Raw genomic sequence first — 20,383 nt, 5'->3', positions numbered from 1 at the left:
TCACCAGACGAGACACGAATAGATCTTGGTACGAAACGGCCCCCATGAGGGCCCTTTCGTACCAAGATCTCCACAGCGTCAGCAGCTGCTAGGCGGGAGGCGGCTCAGCAGTCAGGCCGCTTTGAACACTGACTCCAGGTGCCACTCCAGGAACTCGGCCTTGGGACGGTCTCCACGTCGCTCTGGGATCGCGATAACGGACCCGGCCTTCGCGTAGAACTGGTCGCCGTTGCCGAACTCGCTTCGCAGGCGCGGACTCACCATCAGGCGGTACCTCGGGTCCACGCCCAGGTAGCCCTGATCGAAGAGGATGTGGACATCGGATCTGAGCAGCATGCCGTTGTCGATCCGATGCTCGCCACCCGCCGGCAGTGGCCGGATGTGCGCCGCCTGGAGCACCGGTTGCAACTTGTTGCCCGTGATCGCACAGCGGCGGCCGTACGCACCGAGCACCACCGCCTTGAACGACTTCTGGCCGAGACGCTGGGGAACGAGCCGTGGATCTCCGTAGATCGGGCCGGGGCGATGCCACGGCTCACGAAGGTCCAAATCGACCTCTCCACCCAGAAGGCGGTGAAGGGCAAGACCGAAGTAGTCCGCAGCGGCTGGATCAGCAAGGTCGTACGTCTTGCCCTGTACGACGTTCGGCGCGAAGCCAGGGGGCGGATCGACCGTCGAGCCGTCGGCGAAGAAGACGCTGTCACGAACGAAGATGCACCCGATCACCGGATCCTCCCCCGGCTCGATCGGCTGTTTCCGGTACCGCCCGACGCTACGCCTCATCTCGTCGAGGCTCGCGACGCCGTTGCCCTCGCCGAAGAGGTTCCACGCTTCCGAGATTTTCAACTGGGTGAAGCCGCTGAAGAAGCCACCGCCGACGACGCGATTGAACGCATCTTGTCGCTACCCCGACCGGCGTCACGAACCCGACCAGTCAAAGTTCGCGCATCCACGTCGTCGGGTCCGTTACGAAGACGCAAACAGCGGGTCTCGGTCAGTCCTCCACCGCACCAGACGCGGATAGGTGGCGGGGGTCAGGTCACGTTCTCTCTCCTGATCAAGCGTCGCCACTCTTCTCCTTGAGTTCGTCGTCCTCCCCGCGCCGACGCAGTGCCCACCCGCCGACCCGGCCGGAAAGCTTGCCCGTCGCCCATTTAGCCCGGTCGAAAGTGTCGTTACCGAGGCGCCTGGCGGCATCAACGCCGTCTGCTCCGGTCTCAAGCGCCTTGTCTCTCGCCTCCTTGGCCGCATCCGCCCATCGTCTCGCCTCCGACGACTGCCGAGCGCTCTCGATACCGAGTCGCCCATGGAAGTTGACGATGGCTGTCGAGACGTGGTTGCTCGACTTCACCACCGCCGGTGAGTCCATCGGGTTCAGCAAAACCTTGGCGTTCGCCCTGCCCGCGGCCGCTTCCATGCGGGCAAGGAGGCGCTCGGTGCACCGGGAGATGAGTTCGAGTCGGTTCTGCCGAGCATTCCTCAGCCCGACGCGATGCCCGTCCAACTCGTCCGGCGACGCGTCCAGCACCCGGTCGAGTTCGAGCACGGCGATCGCGTCCTGCAGTTGGAAGCAGCGGGCCAGGACGACAAGCCACTCCTGCGCCTTGGACTCCGCTTCCCTGGCTGCCCTGGCAAGCTCACCGATCGCGCTTTTACGCTCCAGCTTCTCCGCGAGCGCGTCGAGCTGACGCAACGCGTACGCCTGGGTTTCTGCGATCGTCGCCGGCGCGCCCTGCACCTTCGACCATGTGACTTCGTCGACTCGGCCGCGCTGCTCACGGATGGTCATGGACTCCTCGATGACGAAGCCCACGCCGATCATGCGGGCCAACACAGCGTCCTTCTGGGCACGGAGCACATCGTCGACCTTCTCGTCGATCGTGGCGAGATAGTCGGTGATCTCCTTCATGCTCTGTTGCATCGCAAGCTGCGCCATGAGCCCCGCCGCACCGGCCAGCAACGCCGGATTGCCTGCGACCGCCCCGGGCCCCTTCGAGATCTGAAGCCATTTCTGGATCGAGCCTGGATCTCCCACCATCGCGTGGCTGACCCCTGGGGTCTTGGTCGGCATCAGACCGAATTTGTGGACGAGCTGCGCTGACTCCTGGGTCAGCTGCACCCAACGACCGGAGTTGGCGGCGATCTCGGAACCAGCCTGAGTCGCTGCCGCCCCGACCTTGAGAACAGACCCGAGCCGAGGCAGCCCGAGGTTCTTCGACGGCAAGCCCTCGGAGACCAGGAAGCGTTCGACAGCCGTCGGATCTCCGATGACCGCCAGCCCGTCGCCGTCGCTGATCAGCTGAATCTCGTTACCCATTGTCGGCTCCTGACGGGTGGGAGGATGGAGAGCGACGCTGTCTACTCTGTTCGCTGTGTGGCCTTAAGAGGGCGCTATCAGATCAGCGACTCGCACCTTCTTGACCGACTCGAGGGGCGCCTCCGGTCGATCACGCGAAGACTCTAGCCGTCCCGTCGACGGGACGGGTGTACCCGTAAGTACCGATCTCCGCGACAGGCCGCTACCGAAGGCTCCCGCTTTCAGGTTCCGGACGCCGGCTCATGCCGGCGCGTCGAGGAAGGCGGCCACGGCCCGATGGAAGTCGTGTGGATTCTCGACCCACGGCAGGTGGCCGGATCCGGGGAGGCTGACCCGCTCACAATTGGGCAGCGCCTTCTCCAGCGAGTCGACGCCCCAGCGGGGACGGATGTCATCGGGGCCGTCGATGATCAGCACGGGCAGGTCGAGCGTCCGGCACCGCGCCGCGATCCCGGAGGTACGGAGTTCCCGCTTGACCTCGGCGTTGACGGCCCGGTTGCAGTCGCGGTTGATGCCCAGCCACGGCGTGGCCATGTCCTCGGCGTGCGTCATGGCGGCGTCCGGATCGGCGAAGTCGGCCGACCACTGCAGGACCGCCCGTTCCCGTTCCTCCGCCGGGGTGCGGTCCCGCCCGCCAAGCGCCTCCCACCGGCCCAGGTGCGGCCCGAGCCGCCGCCGGAGATTCCGTTCGTAATGCGGATGCCAGCCGCGTTCAGCGTCGATGCCGGTGCCGGAGACGTAGATCAGGTGGCTGACCCGCTCCGGGTGTTCGATCGCGTACCGCAGCGCCAGGTGCGCGCCCCACGAGTGGCCCAGCAGTGCCGTCCGCGGTCCGGCCAGGTGTTCGCGGACCGCGTCGAGGTCGGCGACGAAACGGCCGATCGTGTACGGGCCGCGCCGCTCGGAGCGCCCGCAACCACGCTGGTCCCACCGGATGACACGGGCGTGCCCGTCGAGCAGCCGGGCGACCGGGCCGAGGTAGTCCCAGATGCCCGGACCGCCGTGACAGAGCACCAGCGGCGCCCCGGCGCCGACCTGGTCGGCCCACAGGCGACAACCGTCTTCGGTACGCACGTCCGCAGTCATCGCCGACAGTATGGCGAGTCGGACGACGACCGGTGGGCCTGCTGGACTGACGCCGGTTACGGCTCCCTCATCCAGGTCTTCGGATCGGTCACGAAGACACCCTTGCCCTGCTGCCGCCGGATCACCCGCAACGCTTCGAGACGCGCATACGCCATCTGCACGGTGCCGTGACTCACGCCGTAGCGATCGCGCAGCGCAGCGATCGAGGGCAGCTTGTCCCCGGGCTTCAGCTTCTTTCCTCTGACGTCGGCGATCACATCGTCGGCGATGCGCCAGTAATCCGGCACTTCTCGCATGGCACTCCTCGCGTGGCGACCCGATTCGATCACACCGCGACGCGCCTAACAAGCAGCGTTGACTCATCTGACATGTCTAGATAAGTTGATTCTGGGCCGATCCTCGCGTGGCAACGAGTTCGGCCCATCCCCCGGTCGGGGCGGGTGCGCGTACCCGTCCCGACCCTCCGGACTGCTCCGCCTCCGTACCGCCGATCCGGGCTGCGGTGGGCGGAGCGGGCGGGCCGGCCGCAGCCGGCGTGCGGACGGCCCGCCCTTCCACCGCACCTGTCCCCTGCTCCTGGAAGGACCGAAGTGACGCTGCATCGATCCGGCCGCCTCTACCTGAGCGGCCTGCCGGCCCGGCTGACCCCGCACGAGGTGCGCACGCACGCCTTCGACGCCCGCAGGCGCGGCGTCGACCCTGATCAGGTACGCGAGTTCCAGGCCCGGGTCGCCGACGAACTGGCCGAACTGCACCGCCGGGTACGCCTGCTCGCGCAGGAGAACGACAGGCTGAAGCGCGCCCTGCGGGACTGGCAGGCCATGCACGCCCGGGAGTGCCGCCCACCGAACGACGGCCACTGGTAGCGGTGCGCCCGCAACCCGGCGACCTGCTACGGGTCGACGGCCGCGCGTCGGTGCAGTTCGGCGGCGGTCGGGCGCTCACGTTCCGGGTCGTATCGGTCGGGCCCGAGGTGACGTATACCGGGTGGATCTGGCTGACCGGGTACGTGGTCAACAGTCGCGGCACCGCCACTGCGAAGCGGGAGATCTTCGTGCAGCTCGCCGGGCTGCGCCGAGCCGGCGAACCGTTGCCGCGCGATCAGTCCTGGGTGCCGGCGAACAGCGTCCAGGCGTCGATCTCGGTCGGCGCCAGCGGTCGCGCCGGCAGATAGGACGCCAGGTCGCGGAAGTCCGCCACGGCGTTGTGGACGCACACCGCGAGCGAGAAGTGCAGCAGTTCCCGCACCGCCTGCGCGTCGGGGGCCGTGACGTCGTCGAGCAGCGGGCTGCGGACATCCAGCGCGAACACCACGTGGCAGGCGCTCTGGTCGGCCTTCACGACGCAGTAGTAGCGCCCGGCCTCGGCCAGCCGGTTGCGGATGTTCGCCCAGGCCATCGCCCCGGAGATGTCCGGCACGTCGGCGCCGGCCACGCAGGCCATCCGGAACACCCAGCGGGCCGGGTCCTCCGGCGACACCGCGCCGTAGACCAGCACCAGGCCGCCGCGGTGGAACACGGCGAAGCCCTGCACGTCCGGGCTGAGGTGCAGGAAGTCCGGGGTCCAGACCCGGTCGTACTGCCGCTCCGCCAGGGACCGCAGGAAATTCACGGTCTGGCCGGCGGCCTGACGAGCGTCTACGCCCATGCGTTCTGGTCCTCCCCGAAGGATCGCGGAGCCTCACGCTACGAAGCGCTTCGATCACGGATCAAGGCGCGCCGATCGACTCTGGATGGTCGGTCCCGTGAACGGGACCGAAACAGCCCGAGTCCCACGGATAGGACTACGGGACGGCTCGTCCGATCGGTCAGCGCCCGCCCCTGGGCCGGGCGGAACCGCCGCGCGGCTGCGCGCGTACACCGGCCCGGGTTGTTAGCGTGGATCGCGGACCGCCACGGCGGTCCGGCCACCCCTCGCCCGACGGCCCGCGCGCGCCGGTGACGCTGCGGGACGCGGTGCTGCGATCCGGCATGGAGGGGGTGCGATGACCGCGGTGCCGGAAGGGCCCGCGCCGGGCGGCGGCCGGCCGAAGCCCGGCGCGCCGGTGGACAGCAGGCGGCGGCGGTGGGCCGGACGGGCGCGGGCGCTGGGCGAGGCGGCGCGCGTGCGGACCCGGCGCTTCTGGGACGGCGCGCAGCCGACGCTGCGGCAGCTCTGGTGGACCGAGGAGCCGGTGACGCCGGTGACCACAGTCGACCGGCGCGTCCCGGAGCCGCTCGCGGTGCCGGCGCAGGGCCAGGTGTACGTGTTCCTGGTCCGCGCCACCTACACCTGGTCGTCGGAGACGGCCCGGCCGGAGCTGTTCGGCTGGTACGTCGACTACTTCCAGCAGCAGGCCACGCAGCGCCTGCACCGGCTCGCGGTCCGGCACGCGGTGGAGGTGCCGCCGCACCGCCCGCGCGACCTGCACGCCGCGTTGACCGCGGCGCTCGCCGACGACGACCCGCCGCCCTGGACGTACGCGCGCGGCGAGGTGACGTTCGCCTGCGAGCCGGACGTCACGGTGCACCTGGACGAGCGGGTGCGCAAGCTGCTCCAGCCGTACTGGGAGCAGCGCATCGCGCTGGAGTGCGAGCGCGACCTGGCCCGCCGCCGCGCCGAGTACGCGGAGGAACGCGACCGCCGTGAACGGCCGACGGCGGCGCGAGCCGGGAAGGACGGCGAGCCGGCCGCCACGGCACCGCCGGCCGACGGGACCGGGCCGGCGGGCGCGGCACGGGACGCGCGAGGGATGCCCGGCGGGCCGGGGCGGGCGCGGCGTGGATCGCGGCCGGACGGACCGGTGGAGTCGTTCACCCCGCTGGAGCCGCTGCTCCCCCCGCCCGCGCCGCGCCCGGCCCCGGGACAGCGGCCCCGCCCGGGCGAGCCGGAGCCGCCCCAGGTCTGAGCCGGGACGGGCCCAGGTCTGAGCCGGGACGGTCAGCCCGGGACGGCGGCGTTCTCGGGGCGGGCGTTTCTGCCCGGGCGGCCTGCGCGGGCTGCTGCACGCCCAGCATCGCCCCGGCGACGACAGCGGTCGTGCGCAGCGCCGGCACGCGCCACCGGGCGGCGGTGGTCACTTTCCTACGCTCAGCCGACCAGGGCGGCGTAGCGGCCGCGCCGGTCCAGCAGTGCGTCGTGGGTGCCGGATTCGACGATGCGGCCGTGGTCGAGCACGGCGATACGGTCGGCGTCGCGAACAGTGGAGAGCCGGTGCGCGATGGTCACCACGGTGCGGCCCCTGGCCAGCTCGTCCAGCGCCCGCTGGACCGCGCGCTCGGTCTCGGTGTCCAGCGCGCTCGTCGCCTCGTCCAGCACCAGGATCCGCGGGTCGCGCAGCAGGGTCCGGGCGATCGCCAGGCGCTGCTGCTCGCCGCCGGAGAACCGGTGGCCGCGCGAGCCGACCATGGTGTCGTACCCGTCGGGCAGCGCGGTGACGAGGTCGTGGATGCGGGCGGCGCGGGCGGCGGCCTCGATCTCGGTGTCGGTGGCGTCCGGGCGCGCGTACCGGAGGTTGTCCCGCACGGTGCCGTGCAGCAGGTACGTCTCCTGGCTGACCACGCCCACGACGGCGGCCAGGTCGGCCGGGCGCAGGTCGCGCAGGTCGATCCCGTCGATCGTGATGCGGCCGGCGTCCGGGTCGTGCAGCCGGCTGATCAGCGCGGCGAGCGTGCTCTTGCCGGAGCCGGTCTCCCCCACCAGGGCGAGGCTGGTGCCGGCCGGGACGTCCAGGCTGACGCCGGCGAGGGCGGCGGTGTCGCTGCCCGGGTAGCTGAAGGTGACGTCCTCGACGCGCAGGTGGCCGCGGGCGGTGGCCGGATCGAGCGGGACCGGGCGGGCCGGCTCGGCGACCTCGACGGGCAGGTCGAGGTATTCGAAGATGCGGGCGAACAGCGCCAGCGACGCGGTGAGCGTGACGCCGACGTTGAGCAGGCCCATCAGCGGCCGGAACAGGTTGCCCTGGAGGGCGGTGAACGCGACGAGCGTGCCGATGGTGAGCGTGCCGGCGGTGCCGGGCAGGCCGGCGCTCAGGTAGATCACCGCGGGGATGGCGGCGAAGACGATGCTCATGGCGGCCATCCGCCAGCGGCCGGCCAGTTCCGAGCGCAGTTCCAGGTCGACCAGGCGGGCCGAGGAGGCGGTGAACCGGTCGACCAGGGCCGGGCCGGTGCCGAGCGTCTTGGCCAGCCGTACGCCGCTCACCGACAGCCCCTCCTCGATGGTCACTGTGAGGTCGGCCAGTTCGCGCTGGCGCTGGGCGGTGATCTCCCGGCGCAGCCGGGCGACCCGGCGGGTGAGCCAGAGCGCGGGCGGAAGCACGACCGCCGAGACGAGGGTGAGGCGCCAGCTCAGCGCCAGCATGGCGATGGTGGTGGCGACCACCGTGGTGAGGTTGGCGGCGATCGAGGTGGCGGTGGAGGTGACCACCGCCTGCATGCCGCCGATGTCGTTGGTGATGCGCGACTGGACCTCGCCGGTACGGGTGCGCACGAAGAAGCCGATCGACTGGCGCTGGAGGTGGGCGAAGACGTCGGCGCGCAGCCGGTGCATGACCTCCTGGCCGACGCGGGTGGAGATCCAGGTCTGGGCGACGCCGAGCACCGCGGTGACCGCAGCGACCGCGACCATGCCCGCGACCAGCCAGGCCAGCAGGGTCAGGTCACGCTCGGGCAGGGCCCTGTCGATCACGGTACGCAGCAGGAACGGCGTGGCCATCGCGATGATCGAGGACGCCACGATGATCGCCACCACTGTGGCGAGCGGGCCGCGGTGGGCGGTGAACAGGCCGCCGATCCGGCGCAGGGACACCTCGCGGGCCTGGGCCTTCTCGGCGGGGGAAACGGTCCGGCCGTCACGGCGGCCGTCGGGGATGCGATCCAACTGTGCTCCTCGTGCAGGGGACAATGCTGAGGTTACCTCAACATGAGGGAACAACACGAAAGCCTGTTACCGTATTCCCCGTGAACGGCAGCGACGAGAGCCTGGCCGAGACGTTCTGGGCGGTGACCCGCCGCCTGCGGCACCAGACCAAGGGCGCGCTGGAGCCGTGGGAGATCAGCCCCGGGCAGGCGCGGGCGCTGGGCGTGCTGATGCGTCACGGCGCGCTGCGGCCCGGCGCGCTCGCCGAGCACCTGCGCATCGCGCCGCGCTCGGCCACCGAGGTGGTCGACGGGTTGCAGGAGCGGGGCCTGGTCGAGCGACGGCCCGACCCGGGCGACAGGCGGGCCACGCTGGTCGCGCCCACCGCCGAGGGCGAGCGGGTGGGCACCGCGATCCGGCAGGCGCGGGCCACCGAGGCGGAACGGTTCTTCGGCGCGCTCGCACCGGACGACCGGGCCGAACTGACCCGCATCCTGCGCCTGCTGCGCGAGGACTGAACGAGGGCCGGGCACCTGGACCGGCGCGGAAGGCGGCCGTCGGCGCCAAGTCGGCCGGAAGACCGGCCGCCGGAAGCGTCAGCGCAGGCCGGCGGCGATCGCGTCGACCAGCAGCGCGCCGAGCGTACGGGCCATCACCGCGCGGGCCGCGTCGACGTCGAGCCCCATCGAGTCACGCATCATCGACCACGCCGACCAGGTGCCGGCCACGGTGAGCGCGTCGAGCAACTGCTCCCGGCCCGGCCCGGCGTGTGCCAGCTCCGCGCCGAACACCGACTCGATCTCCTGGCGTACCCGGGCGATGGCCGCCTCCCGGTTGCGCCGCAACTGCGGGGAGAACGGCTCCCGCAGCGCCGACGCACGGGCCGAGGGCGCCAGCACCTCCAGCAGCCGGGCGCGCTGGTCGCAGAACGCGGCGATCCGGGCGGTCAGCGGCAGTTCCGGCGACACGGGCTGCCAGAGCGTGGCCTGCCGCTCGCCGACCCGCCGTCCGGTCGCGGCGAACAGCGTCTCCATGTCCTTGAAGTTGGTCCAGAGCGTGCGCAGCGACACCCCGGCCCGCTCGGCGATCCGTTCCCCGGTGGGCCGCAGGTCACCGGAGTCGATCAGGGCCAGGTGCGCCTCCACGATCGCGGCCCGGGTCCGCTCGGCCCGCGCCGCCCGGCCGTCCACCCGCTCCGGCGGGTCGGTCTCCAGCTCGATCATGGGTACGGGCTCTCCTGTTGCTCGTCTGCCGGCGGCCACTCTACGTGCGTGCCGCCGGGCGACCGGCACCCGGCCGCCCGGCGGCAGCACGGCGGTCAGGACGTCGGAACGGCGTCCGCCGGCGGGTTCGTCGGCGGCTCGGTGAACTCGGTGATCGCGCCGTCGCCGTCGTCGGTGGTGTACGCGGGACCGAAGTACGCCTGCGCGCCGTTGCTCACCTTGGTCAGCCGGACACCGCCGTAGCCGGCGTGCACGCCCTCGGCGTACCGGAAGGGGGTCAGGCCCGGGCCGCGGAAGCCGCCCTTGCGCACGGCCTCGACCAGCTTCTCCCGGGTGGGGTCGGGCCCGGCGGCGAGCATCGCCTGGACGAACGTGTACGCCATCGAGTAGCCGTAGATGGCGTTACCGTCGACCGGGTTGCCCGCGTTGTACTTCTGGTGAATCTTGGTGAACTCCTGGATCCACGGGTTCGCGGTGTCGCCCACCATCGGCAGGTAGTTGTCGGCGATCATGCCTTCGAGGATCACCTTCTTGTCGCCGAGCTGGGCCGACAGCGTGGTGTAGTCCGCGCCCACGTTGGAGACCACCCACTGCGCCTTGAAGCCCTGCCCGGCGGCCTGGCCCATGGCGAGCGCGGTGAAGCCGGGGATGGTCGCCGAGATGACCACCTGGCAGCCGGCCGCGCGCAGCGCCCCGATCGCCGGGCCAACCTGCTGGTTCGTGGTGGTGTACGTCTGCTTCGCCGCGACCGGGCCGAGGACCTGCTCGACCCCGGCCAGCGAGTCCCGCCCGAAGTCGTCGTTCTGCCCGAAGTGGCAGACCTTCGCGCCGGGGAACTCCCGCTTGACGTAGCTGGCCAGGATCTTGCCCTCGACCGTGTAGTCGGGCTGCCAGCCGAACGTCGTCGGGTACTTGTCCGGCTGGTTCCAGTTGCGGCTGCCGGAGGAGACGAACAAGTCCGGCACCTTCTGCGTCTTGACGAACTCCAGCACGTTCGTGTGCGTCGGCGTGCCGAGGCCGCCGAGCAGCGCGAAGACCTTGTCGTCGAGCACCAGCTTGCGGACCACGTTCTCGGTGTTGGCGGGGTTGTAGCCGTCGTCCATGACCTTGTAGACGATCTTCCGGCCGTGCACGCCGCCCTTGCTGTTGACGTGCTCGAAGTACGCCTTGGTGGCGGCGGAGATCTTCGAGTAGCCGGGCGCGGCCGGTCCGGTGAGCGGTTGGTGGGTGCCGATGACGACCTCGGAGTCGCTGACGCCGGGGACGTTCTCGGCGGCCTGCTTCTCGTCGTCGGCGCAGGCCGGCAACGCGGCCAGCAGGGCCAGGCCGGCGGCGGCCGCGAGAACGCGGCGGGTGGTGGGGCGCATGGTTCTCCATTCCGGTGCGACGGTGCGAACGGTGGGTGGAACCGGTGAGGTCAGCGGTCCGGCGACCGGCGGGTGGCGGGACGACGGCGGACGGCCCTGGGCAGGCGGGCGCCGACGGCACGCACCCCGCCCTGGAGGCCGCCCGGGGCGGCGAGCATGACGACGATGAGGATCAGGCCGAACACGGCGAGCGCGAGGTTGCCCTCCAGCCGCTGGGCCAGCCCGGCGGAGAGGCTGAGGTGTTCGGTGAGCAGGCCGGGCAGGTCCTGGAGCGCGACCAGCAGCACCGCTCCCCAGACCGCGCCGGCCAGGCTGCCCAGCCCGCCGATCACGATCGCCATGAGCAGGAACAGCGACAGGTCCAGCGGGAACTTGCCGGGTGCGACAGTGGCGGTGAGCATGGCGTACACGCCGCCGCCGAGGCCCGCGCAGGCGGCGCTCACCACGAACGCGAGCACCTGCGTGCGGGCCACCGGGATGCCGGCGAGCCGGGCCGCGACCTCGTCGTCGCGGACCGCCCGCAGCGACCGGCCGAAGCGGCTGCGCACCAGGTTGGCCAGCAGCAGCATGGTGAGCAGCGCGGCGCCCAGCGCGATCCAGGCGAGCCAGCGTTCCGGCTGGAAGTAGGCGCCGAGCGCCGCCGGTGGCGTCTGCGCCGGGAACCGCAGCCCCTGCTCGCCGTTGAACACGCCGGTGAAGATCGTGGTGACCGCCGGGACGAGCGTCGCCACCGCGAGCGTCACGCCGGCCAGGTAGGGGCCGCGCAGCCGGGCCGCCGCCAGCCCGACGACAAGCCCGCCGAGCGCTGTCACCGCGACGGCGACGAGCAGTGACGCGGGCAGCGTCCACCAGCCGCGTACGGCCCGCTCGTCGAGGGCCTGCTGGGTCAGCGCCACGGTGTACGCGCCGGTGGCCATCAGCGCGCCGTGCCCGAGCGAGAGCTGGCCGTTGAGTCCGACCAGGACGGTGTGCCCGGCGGTGACGCAGAGGAACGCGCAGACGCGCGCCACCTGGAGGTTCTGGTACGGCGCGAGCTGGTTGGTCACCAGCACGACGAGCGTGCCGGCGAACACGGCCACGGCCAGGTGGCGCAGCAGCGTGGAGCCGCGCGCCTCGCGTCCGGCGGGGGCGCCGGGAAGCAGCCGCCGCAGCGGGGACGGCGCGGCGGGCGCGATCTCGGTGGGGGTGCTCGTCACACGTGCCTCGCTCTCGCCGCGGAGAAGAGTCCGCCGGGGCGGACCAGCAGGACGGACAGCAGCAGCACCAGGACGGCCAGCGGGGTGGTGTCCGGTCCCAGGTAGCCGGTGACGTAGGACAGGATCAGGCCGACCAGCAGGCCGCCGACCACCGCGCCCACAGGGCTGTCCAGGCCGCCGACCACGGCGGCGGTGAACGCGACCACGAAGACCAGGTCCATGGCGTGCGAGTGCAGGCCGAGTCCGGTGGGGACGACGAGCATCCCGGCGAGCGCGCCGACCCCGGCGGCGAGCGCCCAGCCCAGCGTGAGCATCCGGCCGACGCTGACGCCGAGCAGCCGGGACACCTCTGGCGCGAAGGCGGCGGCCCGCATCCGCAGGCCCACGGGGGTACGGGTGAACAGCAGCGCGAGCAGCGCCACCACAGTCAGCGCCGCGCCGAGCACCCACAGGTCGTACGGGGACAGCGCGGCCACCCCGCCGATGGTGAGCGCGTCGGTGTCGAACGGCGCCGGTGCGGGCCGGTAGTCGTTGCCGAAGACCATGCCGAGCACCGCCTGGATGACCAGCACCAGCCCGAGCGCGACGATCACCTGGTTGAGCGGGCCGCCGGGGCCGGCGAACCGCATCAGCACCCGCTCCACGAGCGCGCCCAGGGCCAGCCCGGACAGGATCGCGGCGGCCAGGCCCAGCCAGTACGAGCCGGTGGCGGAGACGACCGCGTACCCGACGTAGGCGGTGGCCACGGCCATCGCACCCTGGGCGAAGTTGACCACCCGGGCGGCCCGCCAGATGAGTACGAGCGCGAGCGCGAACGCCGCGTAGACCGCCCCGGCGGCGAGCCCGTCGAAGGTGAGGAACCAGAACCGCTCCATCCGCGACCCCTTCCTAGAATCCGAGGTACGCGTGCCGGAGCTGGTCGTCGTCGCGCAGCCGGGCGGCCGGCGCGGCCGTCACCACCCGCCCGAGCGACATGACGATGCCCTGGTCGGCGACTGACAACGCGGTGCGCACGTTCTGCTCGACGAGCAGCACGGTGAGCCCCCGTTCGTCGCGCAGCCGCCGCAGCAGCGCCATGATCTGCGCGGCCACCTTGGGCGCCAGCCCGAGCGACGGCTCGTCGAGCAGCAGCAGCCGGGGCCGGGCGATCAGCGCCCGGCCGATGGCGAGCATCTGCCGCTCGCCGCCGGAGAGCTGGTGCCCGGCGTGGTCGCGGCGGCGGGCCAGGGCGGGGAACAGCTCATACACCTCGTCGAGCGCGCGGCGGGCGTCGGCCCGGTCGCGCCGCCACAGCCCGCCCAGGCGCAGGTTCTCCGCCACTGTCAGCTCGGTGACCACGCCGCGCCCCTCCGGCACGTGCGCCAGGCCGCGTCGGACCAGGTGTTCCACCCGGACGCCGCGCAGGTCCTCGCCCGCGTACCGGACGCGGCCGCCGGTGGGCCGCAGCAGACCCGAGAGGGTACGCAGCAGCGTGGTCTTGCCCGCGCCGTTGGCGCCGAGGACGGCGGTTACGGTGCCGGCCGGGACGGTGAACGCGACGTCGCGCAGCACCGGCACGGGTCCGTAGCCGCAGCTGAGCGCCTCCACCTCCAGCACGGCTGTCACGACGCGCTCCCGGTCGGCTCGGCGGGCACGTCCGCGCCCAGGTACGCCTCGGTGACCCGGGGGTCGTCGCGGATGCGGTCCGGCGGCCCGGCCGCGATCACCTTGCCGAAGTCGAGCACCACCAGTTCCTGGCAGACGGACATGACCAGGTCCATGTGGTGCTCGACGAGCAGCACGGCACAGCCGTCCTCCCGGTCGGGCAGCGCGCGGACCAGGTCGGCCAGCTCGGCCACGTCGTCGGCGCCGAGACCGCCGGCCGGTTCGTCGAGCAGCAGCAGCCGGGGCCGGGCGATCAGCGCGCGGGCCAGCGCGACCCGCTTGCGCACCGGATAGGGCAGGGTGGCGGGCGCCGCGTCGGCGTACTTCTCGATGCCCAGCTCGGTGAGCAGGTCCAGGGCCCGGACGTGCAGCCGTCGCTCGTCCCGGTCGCTGCGGGGCAGGCCGAACAGCGCGGCGGCGAATCCGGCGCGGGCCGTGTGACTGGCGCCTGCGACCACGTTCTCCAGCACGCTCAGCCCGGCGAACAGGCCGACGCCCTGAAGCGTGCGGGCGATGCCGAGCCGGGTGAGGGCGTGCGGGCGGGGCCGGAACGACCGGCCGTCGAGGGTGAGTGAACCCTCGGTCGGCCGGACGAAGCCGCAGACCACGTTGAACAGCGTGGTCTTGCCGGCGCCGTTGGGGCCGATCACGCCGACGATCCGGCCGGGCGGCACCCGCAGCGAGACGTCGTCGAGGGCGACCAGGCCGCCGAAGCGTACGCCGACGTGGTGCAGCGCCAGGCCCGGTTCGTCGGCGGCTGTGGCCGGTGGGCTCATCGTCACCTCGTGCCGGTCGACGGAGCGCGGAAAAACTAATTACATCGGGAGTGTACTTTTCTCTGCCGCCGCGTCAATGCCCCGACGATCACCGCTCGCTTACGGGGGTTACCGCCCTCCTACGTGCACGGTCGGTGCGATCATCCCGGCATGCGGTCGCGGGCGCGGCGCAGGAACGTCTGCTCCGCCGCGTTGCCGGTGCCGGCGATCGCCGCGTCGTACGCGACCCGTGCCTGCTTCGGACGGTCCAGCCGGCGCAGCAGGTCGGCCCGGATCGCGTGCCACACGTGGTAACCGGCCAGGTCCAGACGCTCCACCTCGGCCAGTCCCGCCGCCGGTCCGCGTACCTCGGCCAGCGCGACCGCCCGGTTGAGCGCCACCACCGGCCCGGGCGCGACGGCGGCGAGCTGGTCGTAGAGCGCGAGGATCTGGGTCCAGTCGGTGACGGCGGCGGTGGGCGCGTCCGCGTGCACAGCGCCGATCGCGGCCTGGATCTGGTACGGCCCGGGCCGGTCCCGGCGCAGGCACCGGCGGACCAGGTTCTGTCCCTCCGCGATCAGCTCCCGGTCCCACCTGCCGCGGTCCTGCTCGGACAGCGACACCGGCACCCCGTCCGGGCCGGTCCGGGCGGCGCGGCGCGCCTCGGTGAGCAGCATCAGCGCGAGCAGGCCGAGCGCCTCCGGCTCGTCCGGCATCAGCGTCACCAGCAGGCGGCCCAGCCGGATCGCCTCGGCGCCCAGCTCGGCGCGGCCCAGCCGCTCCCCCGCGCTCGCCGTGTGCCCCTCGTTGAAGATCAGGTACACCACTGCCAGCACCCCGCGCAGCCGGTCCGGCAGGTCCGCGTCGCGCGGCACCCGGTACGGGATACCGGCGTCGCGGATCTTCGCCTTGGCCCGGACCAGGCGCTGCGACATGGTGGGCTCCGGCACCAGGAAGGCCCGCGCGATCTCGGCGGTGCTCAGGCCACCGAGCAGGCGAAGCGTCAACGCCACCCGGGCGGGAGCGGCGAGCGCCGGGTGGCAGCAGGTGAAGATCAGGCGCAGGCGGTCGTCGGGCACGGGCCCCTCCTCGGCGGGCGGGTCGGCGGCGTGCAGCAGGGCGGCCTCGGCGTGCCGGGCCGCCCGGGTCGCCTCGCGCCGCAACCTGTCGACCGCCCGGTTCCGGGCGGTGGTGATGATCCAGCCGGCCGGGCTGGGCGGCGGCCCGTCGGCGGCCCACCGCGACACGGCGACAGTGAACGCCTCCTGGACCGCCTCCTCGGCGAGGTCGATGTCGCCGAGGAGACGGACCAGGACGGCAACCGCGCGGCCGTACTCGGCCCGGAAGACGCGTTCGACGTCGGTCATCCCTCGCCCTGGAACGGGCGGACCTCGATCGGCAGCGTGGTGGCGAGGGCGTACCGGCGGCCCCAGTCCAGCGCGGCGTCCAGGTCGGGCGCCCGGATGATGGTGACGCCGCCCAGGTACTCCTTGCCCTCGGCGAACGGCCCGTCGGTGACCAGCACCTCGTCACCGGCCGGGCGCAGCACGGTGGCGGTCTGCGGGTCGTGCAGGCCGTTGCCGAACACCCAGCACCCCGCCTCCCGCAGGTCGCGGCCGATGGCCTCGACCTCGCGCATCACCCCGGCCAGGAACTCCGGGTCCGGGCGGCCCTCGCCGGCCGGCTGGTACATGCTGATCAGGTACTGCTTCATCGGCTTCTCCTCGTCACCGGACGGCCCCGCGCCGCCCTCTCACCCTCCACACGAACGACTGATGCCCGTTTCGACACGCCGGGCCGGGTGAATCCGGCCGGGAGCGGGGTACGCCGTCCCGTGCGCCGCCACCGGGTCGTCGTCGTGGGCGCCGGGTTCTCCGGTCTGGCCTGCGCGCTCGCGCTGGACGCGGCAGGCGCCGAGGTGCGGGTGCTGGAGGCCCGGGACCGGGTGGGCGGCCGGACGCTGAGCCGCCCGCTGCCCGGCGGCGGCTGGCTCGATCTCGGCGCGCAGTGGATCGGCCCGACCCAGGACCGGATGTACGCGCTCGTCGCCGCGTACGGAATGACCACGTTCTCCTCCCCCGCGCACGGCGCGGCGGCGCTGCTGCTCGGCGGACGCCCGGCCACCGGCGAGCCGCCCGGGCTGTCCGCGCTGCTGGACACGCTCAACGAGATGGCGGGCGGGCTCGACCCGGCCGCGCCGTGGCGGGCGGACGACGCGGCCCGGTGGGACCGGATCACGTTCGGCGGCTGGCTCGACGCGAGCGCTGCCGACCCGGTCACCGCCGGGTACGCGGGCCGGATGCTCGCCGGTGGGCTGCTGGCCGCCTCACCGGACGAGGTCTCTCTGCTGCACATGCTGTTCTACCTGCGCAGCGGCGGCGGCACCGGGTCGCTGCTGCGCATGGCCGGTGGCGCCCAGCAGGACCGGCTGGTCGGCGGTCCGGCCGCGCTGGCCGAGCTGATGGCCGCCGCGCTGCCGCCGGGGAGCCTGTGCCTGCGCGCCCCGGTGGACGGCGTCGCGCAGGACGGCGACGGCGTGCGGGTGCGCGTCGGCGGCGAGACGTACCGCGGCGACGCGGTGGTGATCGCGCTGGCGCCGACGCTGGCCGGGCGGATCCGGTACGACCCGCCGCTGCCGCCGCTGCGCGACGGGCTGACCCAGCGGATGCCGATGGGTGTGGCGCTCAAGGTGCACGCGCTCTATCCGGAGCCGTTCTGGCGGGCCGACGGCCGCTCCGGCGTGTCCAGCACCGACACCGGGCCGCTCACCGAGACGGTGGACAACTCGCTGCCGGACGCGCCGGGCGGGGTGCTCACCGCGTTCAGCTACGGCGCGCAGGCCCGGGCGCTGCGCCGGCTGCCGGAGGACGCGCGCCGGGAGGCGCTGTGCGAGGCGCTCACCGCGATCTTCGGCCCGGCCGCCGCGCGCCCCGACGACCTCGTCGAGTACGACTGGTCGGCCGACGAGTGGACGCGCGGCTGCTTCTGCGGCGTCCTGCCACCCGGCGCGTGGTGCGCGTACGGCCCGGAACTGCGCACGCCCGTGGGCCGGGTGCACTGGGCCGGCACCGAGACCGCGACCCGGTGGAGCGGATACCTGGAGGGCGCGGTGACCGCGGGCGAGCGCGCCGCCGCCGAGGCGCTCGCCCAGCTCGGCTGAGCACCCTGTCCAGTGAGATTCTTCGATGGAGTCTATTGAAAAGTTTCTCCGCCCTGTGCCCTAATGACGACAGTTCCTTTCGTCATACTCCCGCCGCCGGAGCGCGGCAACCCCCAGGGAGGACAGATGCACAGTTCGATCCGATCGGCGCTGCGCGCGGCCGGAGCCGCGCTGCTCGCCACCGTCACCGTCGCCGCCGCGGCGCTGTCCGGGGCGGCACCCGCCTCCGCCGCCCCGGCCGGACTGCCCGGCATGGACGTCTCCAGCCACCAGGGCAACGTGAACTGGTCCGGGGCGTGGGCCAACGGCGCCCGGTTCGCGTACGTCAAGGCGACCGAGGGCACGTACTACACCAACCCGTACTTCGCCCAGCAGTACAACGGCTCGTACAACGTCGGGATGATCCGCGGCTCGTACCACTTCGCCCGCCCCGACACCACGAGCGGCGCCACCCAGGCCAACTACTTCGTCGACCACGGCGGCGGCTGGTCGAAGGACGGGCGGACGCTGCCCGGCGCGCTGGACATCGAGTACAACCCGTACGGCGCGACCTGCTACGGCCTGAGCCAGGCGTCGATGCGCAGCTGGATCGCCTCGTTCGTCAACCAGTACTACGCCCGCACCGGCCGGTGGGCCACCATCTACACCACCACCGACTGGTGGAGCACCTGCACCGGCAACACCTCGCAGTTCGCCGCCAACAACCCACTGTGGATCGCCCGGTACGCAAGCAGCGTCGGCACGCTGCCTGCGGGCTGGGGCACGTACTCGTTCTGGCAGTGGTCGTCCTCCGGCGTCTTCCCCGGTGACCAGAACGTCTGGAACGGCTCGCTCGACCGGCTGCGCGTACTGGCCTGCAACGGACCCTGCTGACCCCGGCCCGGGCGTGGCGGGCGGTGCCGGTCCCGCCACGCCCGGCGTACCGGCCGATCCGGCGCTCCCCTTCCGCGAGGAGGTTGCGATGTCCGTTCCCGTACCCCGGCGGACCGTGCTGCGCGGCGCGGTCCTGCTCGGTGCCGCCGCCGGCGTCGGCGCGCTGACCCAGATCGGCTCCGGCCCCGGCGCGCGGGCCGCCGCCACCCGGGTCGACCAGCCGACCATCGCCAACTGCGCGACCTGGGGCGCCCGCCCGCCCTCGTCGCCGGTGAGCGTGGTGACCAGCCGGCCCAACAAGATCATCGTCCATCACACGGCATTCCCGAACACCACCGACTACAGCCTCGCCCAGGCGTACCGCAACTCCCGCGACATCCAGAACCTGCACATGGACGGCAACGGCTGGCTCGACTCCGGACAGCACTTCACCAACAGCCGGGGCGGCTACCTGACCGAGGGCCGGCACGGCAGCCTCTACGCGCTGCTGCACGGCCAGACGATGGTGCAGGGCGCGCACTGCGTCGGGCAGAACAGCCAGGCCATCGGCATCGAGAACGACGGCATCTACCTGGACGTGCAGCCGCCCCAGGCGCTCTGGAACAGCCTCGTCACGTTCTGCGCGTTCACCTGCCAGCAGTACGGCATCGCACCCACCGAGATCTACGGGCACAAGGACTTCAACAACACGCAGTGCCCGGGGCTGCTGCACGACCGCCTGCCGGAGCTGCGCCGTACCGTCGCCGCCCGTCTCGGCGGCTGACCACGGGGGTACGCGGGGCGCCCGGGTGCGACGGGCGCCCCGCGTTGCGCGCGCCCACTGTGTCAGCGCTCGCTGCGTCAGCGCTCGCTTATATAAGCTGGGTCTGATACAAAGGGGTCGTGCACGCCTTCGACGTTCTCGGCGACCCGGTCCGCCGCCGGATCCTGGAACTGCTCGCGGACGGCGAGCAGCCCGCCGGCACGCTCGGCGAGACCGTGCGGCGCGAGTTCGGCATCAGCCAGCCCGCCGTCTCCCAGCACCTCAAGGTGCTGCGCGAGCACGGCTTCGCCACTGTGCGCGCCGAGGGCACCCGCCGCCTCTACGCCGTGGATCCCGGCCCGCTGCGCGAGATAGACGCGTGGCTGGACGGGTTCCGCCGCTTCTGGACGCCGCCACTGGCGGCGCTCGCCACCGAGCTGGCCCGGGGCCGCCGCGAACGACGGCTGCGTGAGGACACCACCGACGACGAGAGGACCGAACCATGATCGACGTGACCGGACAGATCAGCGCCGTCGAGCGCCGCATCGGCGACCGTACGCTCCCCGCCGGGCACGCGCGGGTGCTCACCATCGCCCAGACGTACGACGCGCTGGTGGCCGACGTCTTCGACGCGTGCACGAACCCGGAACGGATACCCCGCTGGTTCCTGCCGGTCTCCGGCGACCTGAGCCTCGGCGGCCGGTACCAGCTGGAGGGCAACGCGGGCGGCACCGTCGAACGCTGCGACCCGCCGCACGGCTTCGCCGCCACCTGGGAGTTCGGCGGCGAGGTGAGCTGGATCGAGGTACGGCTGCGCGAGGCGGGACCGGGGCGTACCCGCTTCGAGCTGGAACACGTCGCGCACGTCGACGACCAGCGGTGGGCCGAGTACGGTCCGGGCGCGGTCGGCATCGGCTGGGACCTGGCACTGGTCGGTCTGGCCTCCCACTTCGCCATCGACGGCACGGGCGTCGACCCGGCCGCCGCAGCCGACTGGATGGCCTCACCCGAGGGCCTGCGCTTCGTCACCGAGTCCAGCAGAAGCTGGACGACGGCAAGCATCGAGGCCGGCACTCCCACCGAGCAGGCCCAAACCGCAGGCACCCGAGTAACCGCGTTCTACACAGGCGCCCCCACTCCCTGACCACCCCGCCCCTCCCCTCCCCGCCCCCCTCTCCCCG

At 72.5% G+C, this 20,383-nt stretch carries 22 protein-coding genes; 8 read left to right on the top strand and 14 right to left on the bottom strand.

From position 1 onward, the window contains the following. Nucleotides 1-111: 111 nt before the first annotated feature. The 4 genes from FB455_RS13035 to FB455_RS13020 form a co-directional block, all read right to left on the bottom strand. Nucleotides 112-846 carry an HNH endonuclease gene (locus tag FB455_RS13035; protein WP_232236593.1) on the bottom strand — a complete coding sequence of 245 codons (735 nt, stop codon included), beginning with the start codon at nt 844-846 and terminating at the stop codon, nt 112-114. A 211-nt stretch (nt 847-1,057) separates the two neighbouring features. Continuing rightward, nucleotides 1,058-2,317 carry a hypothetical protein gene (locus FB455_RS13030; RefSeq protein WP_030268606.1) on the bottom strand — a complete coding sequence of 420 codons (1,260 nt, stop codon included), beginning with the start codon at nt 2,315-2,317 and terminating at the stop codon, nt 1,058-1,060. Between the two features lie 240 nt (nt 2,318-2,557). Next, nucleotides 2,558-3,403, bottom strand: a complete 846-nt coding sequence (locus FB455_RS13025; RefSeq protein ID WP_030268604.1) for an alpha/beta fold hydrolase — start codon at nt 3,401-3,403, stop codon at nt 2,558-2,560. Between the two features lie 56 nt (nt 3,404-3,459). Beyond that, a complete protein-coding gene (locus FB455_RS13020; RefSeq protein WP_013286712.1) occupies nt 3,460-3,699 on the bottom strand; it encodes a winged helix-turn-helix domain-containing protein in 240 nt (79 codons plus the stop codon). A gap of 294 nt (nt 3,700-3,993) precedes the next feature. On the opposite strand from FB455_RS13020, the gene FB455_RS13015 reads away from it, so the two are divergent. Beyond that, on the top strand, nt 3,994-4,269 hold the full coding sequence (locus tag FB455_RS13015) for a DivIVA domain-containing protein (RefSeq protein WP_013476513.1): 276 nt from the start codon (nt 3,994-3,996) through the stop codon (nt 4,267-4,269). Between the two features lie 235 nt (nt 4,270-4,504). Here the strand turns inward: FB455_RS13015 and FB455_RS13005 are convergent, their stop codons facing one another. Beyond that, nucleotides 4,505-5,050, bottom strand: coding sequence for a hypothetical protein (locus tag FB455_RS13005; protein ID WP_030268602.1), 546 nt, complete (start codon nt 5,048-5,050; stop codon nt 4,505-4,507). A gap of 337 nt (nt 5,051-5,387) precedes the next feature. Between FB455_RS13005 and FB455_RS13000 the strand changes: the two genes are divergently transcribed. Further along, on the top strand, nt 5,388-6,290 hold the full coding sequence (locus FB455_RS13000; protein WP_030268599.1) for a hypothetical protein: 903 nt from the start codon (nt 5,388-5,390) through the stop codon (nt 6,288-6,290). A gap of 182 nt (nt 6,291-6,472) precedes the next feature. Here the strand turns inward: FB455_RS13000 and FB455_RS12995 are convergent, their stop codons facing one another. Then, the gene (locus tag FB455_RS12995) at nt 6,473-8,263 is read right to left on the bottom strand and encodes an ABC transporter ATP-binding protein (protein ID WP_013286717.1); all 1,791 of its coding nucleotides are present in this window, start codon (nt 8,261-8,263) and stop codon (nt 6,473-6,475) included. 80 nt (nt 8,264-8,343) lie between these two features. Between FB455_RS12995 and FB455_RS12990 the strand changes: the two genes are divergently transcribed. Next, the gene (locus FB455_RS12990) at nt 8,344-8,760 is read left to right on the top strand and encodes a MarR family winged helix-turn-helix transcriptional regulator (RefSeq protein ID WP_030268597.1); all 417 of its coding nucleotides are present in this window, start codon (nt 8,344-8,346) and stop codon (nt 8,758-8,760) included. A gap of 78 nt (nt 8,761-8,838) precedes the next feature. Here the strand turns inward: FB455_RS12990 and FB455_RS12985 are convergent, their stop codons facing one another. The 8 genes from FB455_RS12985 to FB455_RS12950 form a co-directional block, all read right to left on the bottom strand. Further along, on the bottom strand, nt 8,839-9,465 hold the full coding sequence (locus FB455_RS12985) for a TetR/AcrR family transcriptional regulator (RefSeq protein ID WP_013286719.1): 627 nt from the start codon (nt 9,463-9,465) through the stop codon (nt 8,839-8,841). Between the two features lie 95 nt (nt 9,466-9,560). Continuing rightward, nucleotides 9,561-10,832: an ABC transporter substrate-binding protein gene (locus FB455_RS12980; protein ID WP_030268596.1), complete on the bottom strand. Its 1,272-nt coding sequence runs from the start codon at nt 10,830-10,832 to the stop codon at nt 9,561-9,563. A 50-nt stretch (nt 10,833-10,882) separates the two neighbouring features. Then, entirely contained in the window at nt 10,883-12,028 is a 1,146-nt protein-coding gene (locus FB455_RS12975) for a branched-chain amino acid ABC transporter permease (RefSeq protein WP_030268594.1), read from the bottom strand. Beyond that, nucleotides 12,025-12,903, bottom strand: coding sequence for a branched-chain amino acid ABC transporter permease (locus FB455_RS12970; RefSeq protein ID WP_013286722.1), 879 nt, complete (start codon nt 12,901-12,903; stop codon nt 12,025-12,027). Before FB455_RS12970 ends, FB455_RS12975 begins: the two co-directional genes overlap by 4 nt. Before the next feature lie 13 nt (nt 12,904-12,916). Then, complete coding sequence (locus FB455_RS12965; RefSeq protein ID WP_013286723.1) at nt 12,917-13,633, bottom strand: ABC transporter ATP-binding protein; 717 nt, start codon at nt 13,631-13,633, stop codon at nt 12,917-12,919. Further along, the gene (locus tag FB455_RS12960) at nt 13,630-14,448 is read right to left on the bottom strand and encodes an ABC transporter ATP-binding protein (RefSeq protein ID WP_030268592.1); all 819 of its coding nucleotides are present in this window, start codon (nt 14,446-14,448) and stop codon (nt 13,630-13,632) included. Before FB455_RS12960 ends, FB455_RS12965 begins: the two co-directional genes overlap by 4 nt. Before the next feature lie 140 nt (nt 14,449-14,588). Beyond that, on the bottom strand, nt 14,589-15,794 hold the full coding sequence (locus FB455_RS12955; RefSeq protein ID WP_030268590.1) for an RNA polymerase sigma factor: 1,206 nt from the start codon (nt 15,792-15,794) through the stop codon (nt 14,589-14,591). Then, on the bottom strand, nt 15,791-16,141 hold the full coding sequence (locus tag FB455_RS12950) for a YciI family protein (RefSeq protein WP_013286726.1): 351 nt from the start codon (nt 16,139-16,141) through the stop codon (nt 15,791-15,793). The genes FB455_RS12955 and FB455_RS12950 overlap by 4 nt, the downstream gene beginning before the upstream one ends. On the opposite strand from FB455_RS12950, the gene FB455_RS12945 reads away from it, so the two are divergent. The 5 genes from FB455_RS12945 (at nt 16,112) to FB455_RS12925 (ending at nt 20,346) form a co-directional block, all read left to right on the top strand. Further along, nucleotides 16,112-17,587 (top strand): flavin monoamine oxidase family protein, encoded by a 1,476-nt coding sequence (locus FB455_RS12945; protein ID WP_486481533.1) that lies wholly within the window; start codon nt 16,112-16,114, stop codon nt 17,585-17,587. The two genes, FB455_RS12950 and FB455_RS12945, sit on opposite strands and share 30 nt — an antisense overlap. A 126-nt stretch (nt 17,588-17,713) precedes the next feature. Further along, entirely contained in the window at nt 17,714-18,460 is a 747-nt protein-coding gene (locus FB455_RS12940) for a lysozyme (RefSeq protein WP_145753506.1), read from the top strand. A gap of 88 nt (nt 18,461-18,548) precedes the next feature. Beyond that, complete coding sequence (locus FB455_RS12935; RefSeq protein WP_145753503.1) at nt 18,549-19,223, top strand: peptidoglycan recognition protein family protein; 675 nt, start codon at nt 18,549-18,551, stop codon at nt 19,221-19,223. A 119-nt stretch (nt 19,224-19,342) separates the two neighbouring features. Beyond that, nucleotides 19,343-19,708, top strand: a complete 366-nt coding sequence (locus FB455_RS12930) for an ArsR/SmtB family transcription factor (protein ID WP_013286730.1) — start codon at nt 19,343-19,345, stop codon at nt 19,706-19,708. After that, nucleotides 19,705-20,346 carry an SRPBCC family protein gene (locus tag FB455_RS12925; protein ID WP_030268582.1) on the top strand — a complete coding sequence of 214 codons (642 nt, stop codon included), beginning with the start codon at nt 19,705-19,707 and terminating at the stop codon, nt 20,344-20,346. Before FB455_RS12930 ends, FB455_RS12925 begins: the two co-directional genes overlap by 4 nt. The last annotated feature ends 37 nt before the right edge of the window (nt 20,347-20,383 follow it).

This window comes from Micromonospora sp. CNZ296, assembly GCF_007827635.1.
The sequence above is the reverse complement of the archived record's forward strand: the minus strand, read 5'-3'. Positions and strand labels throughout refer to the sequence as shown.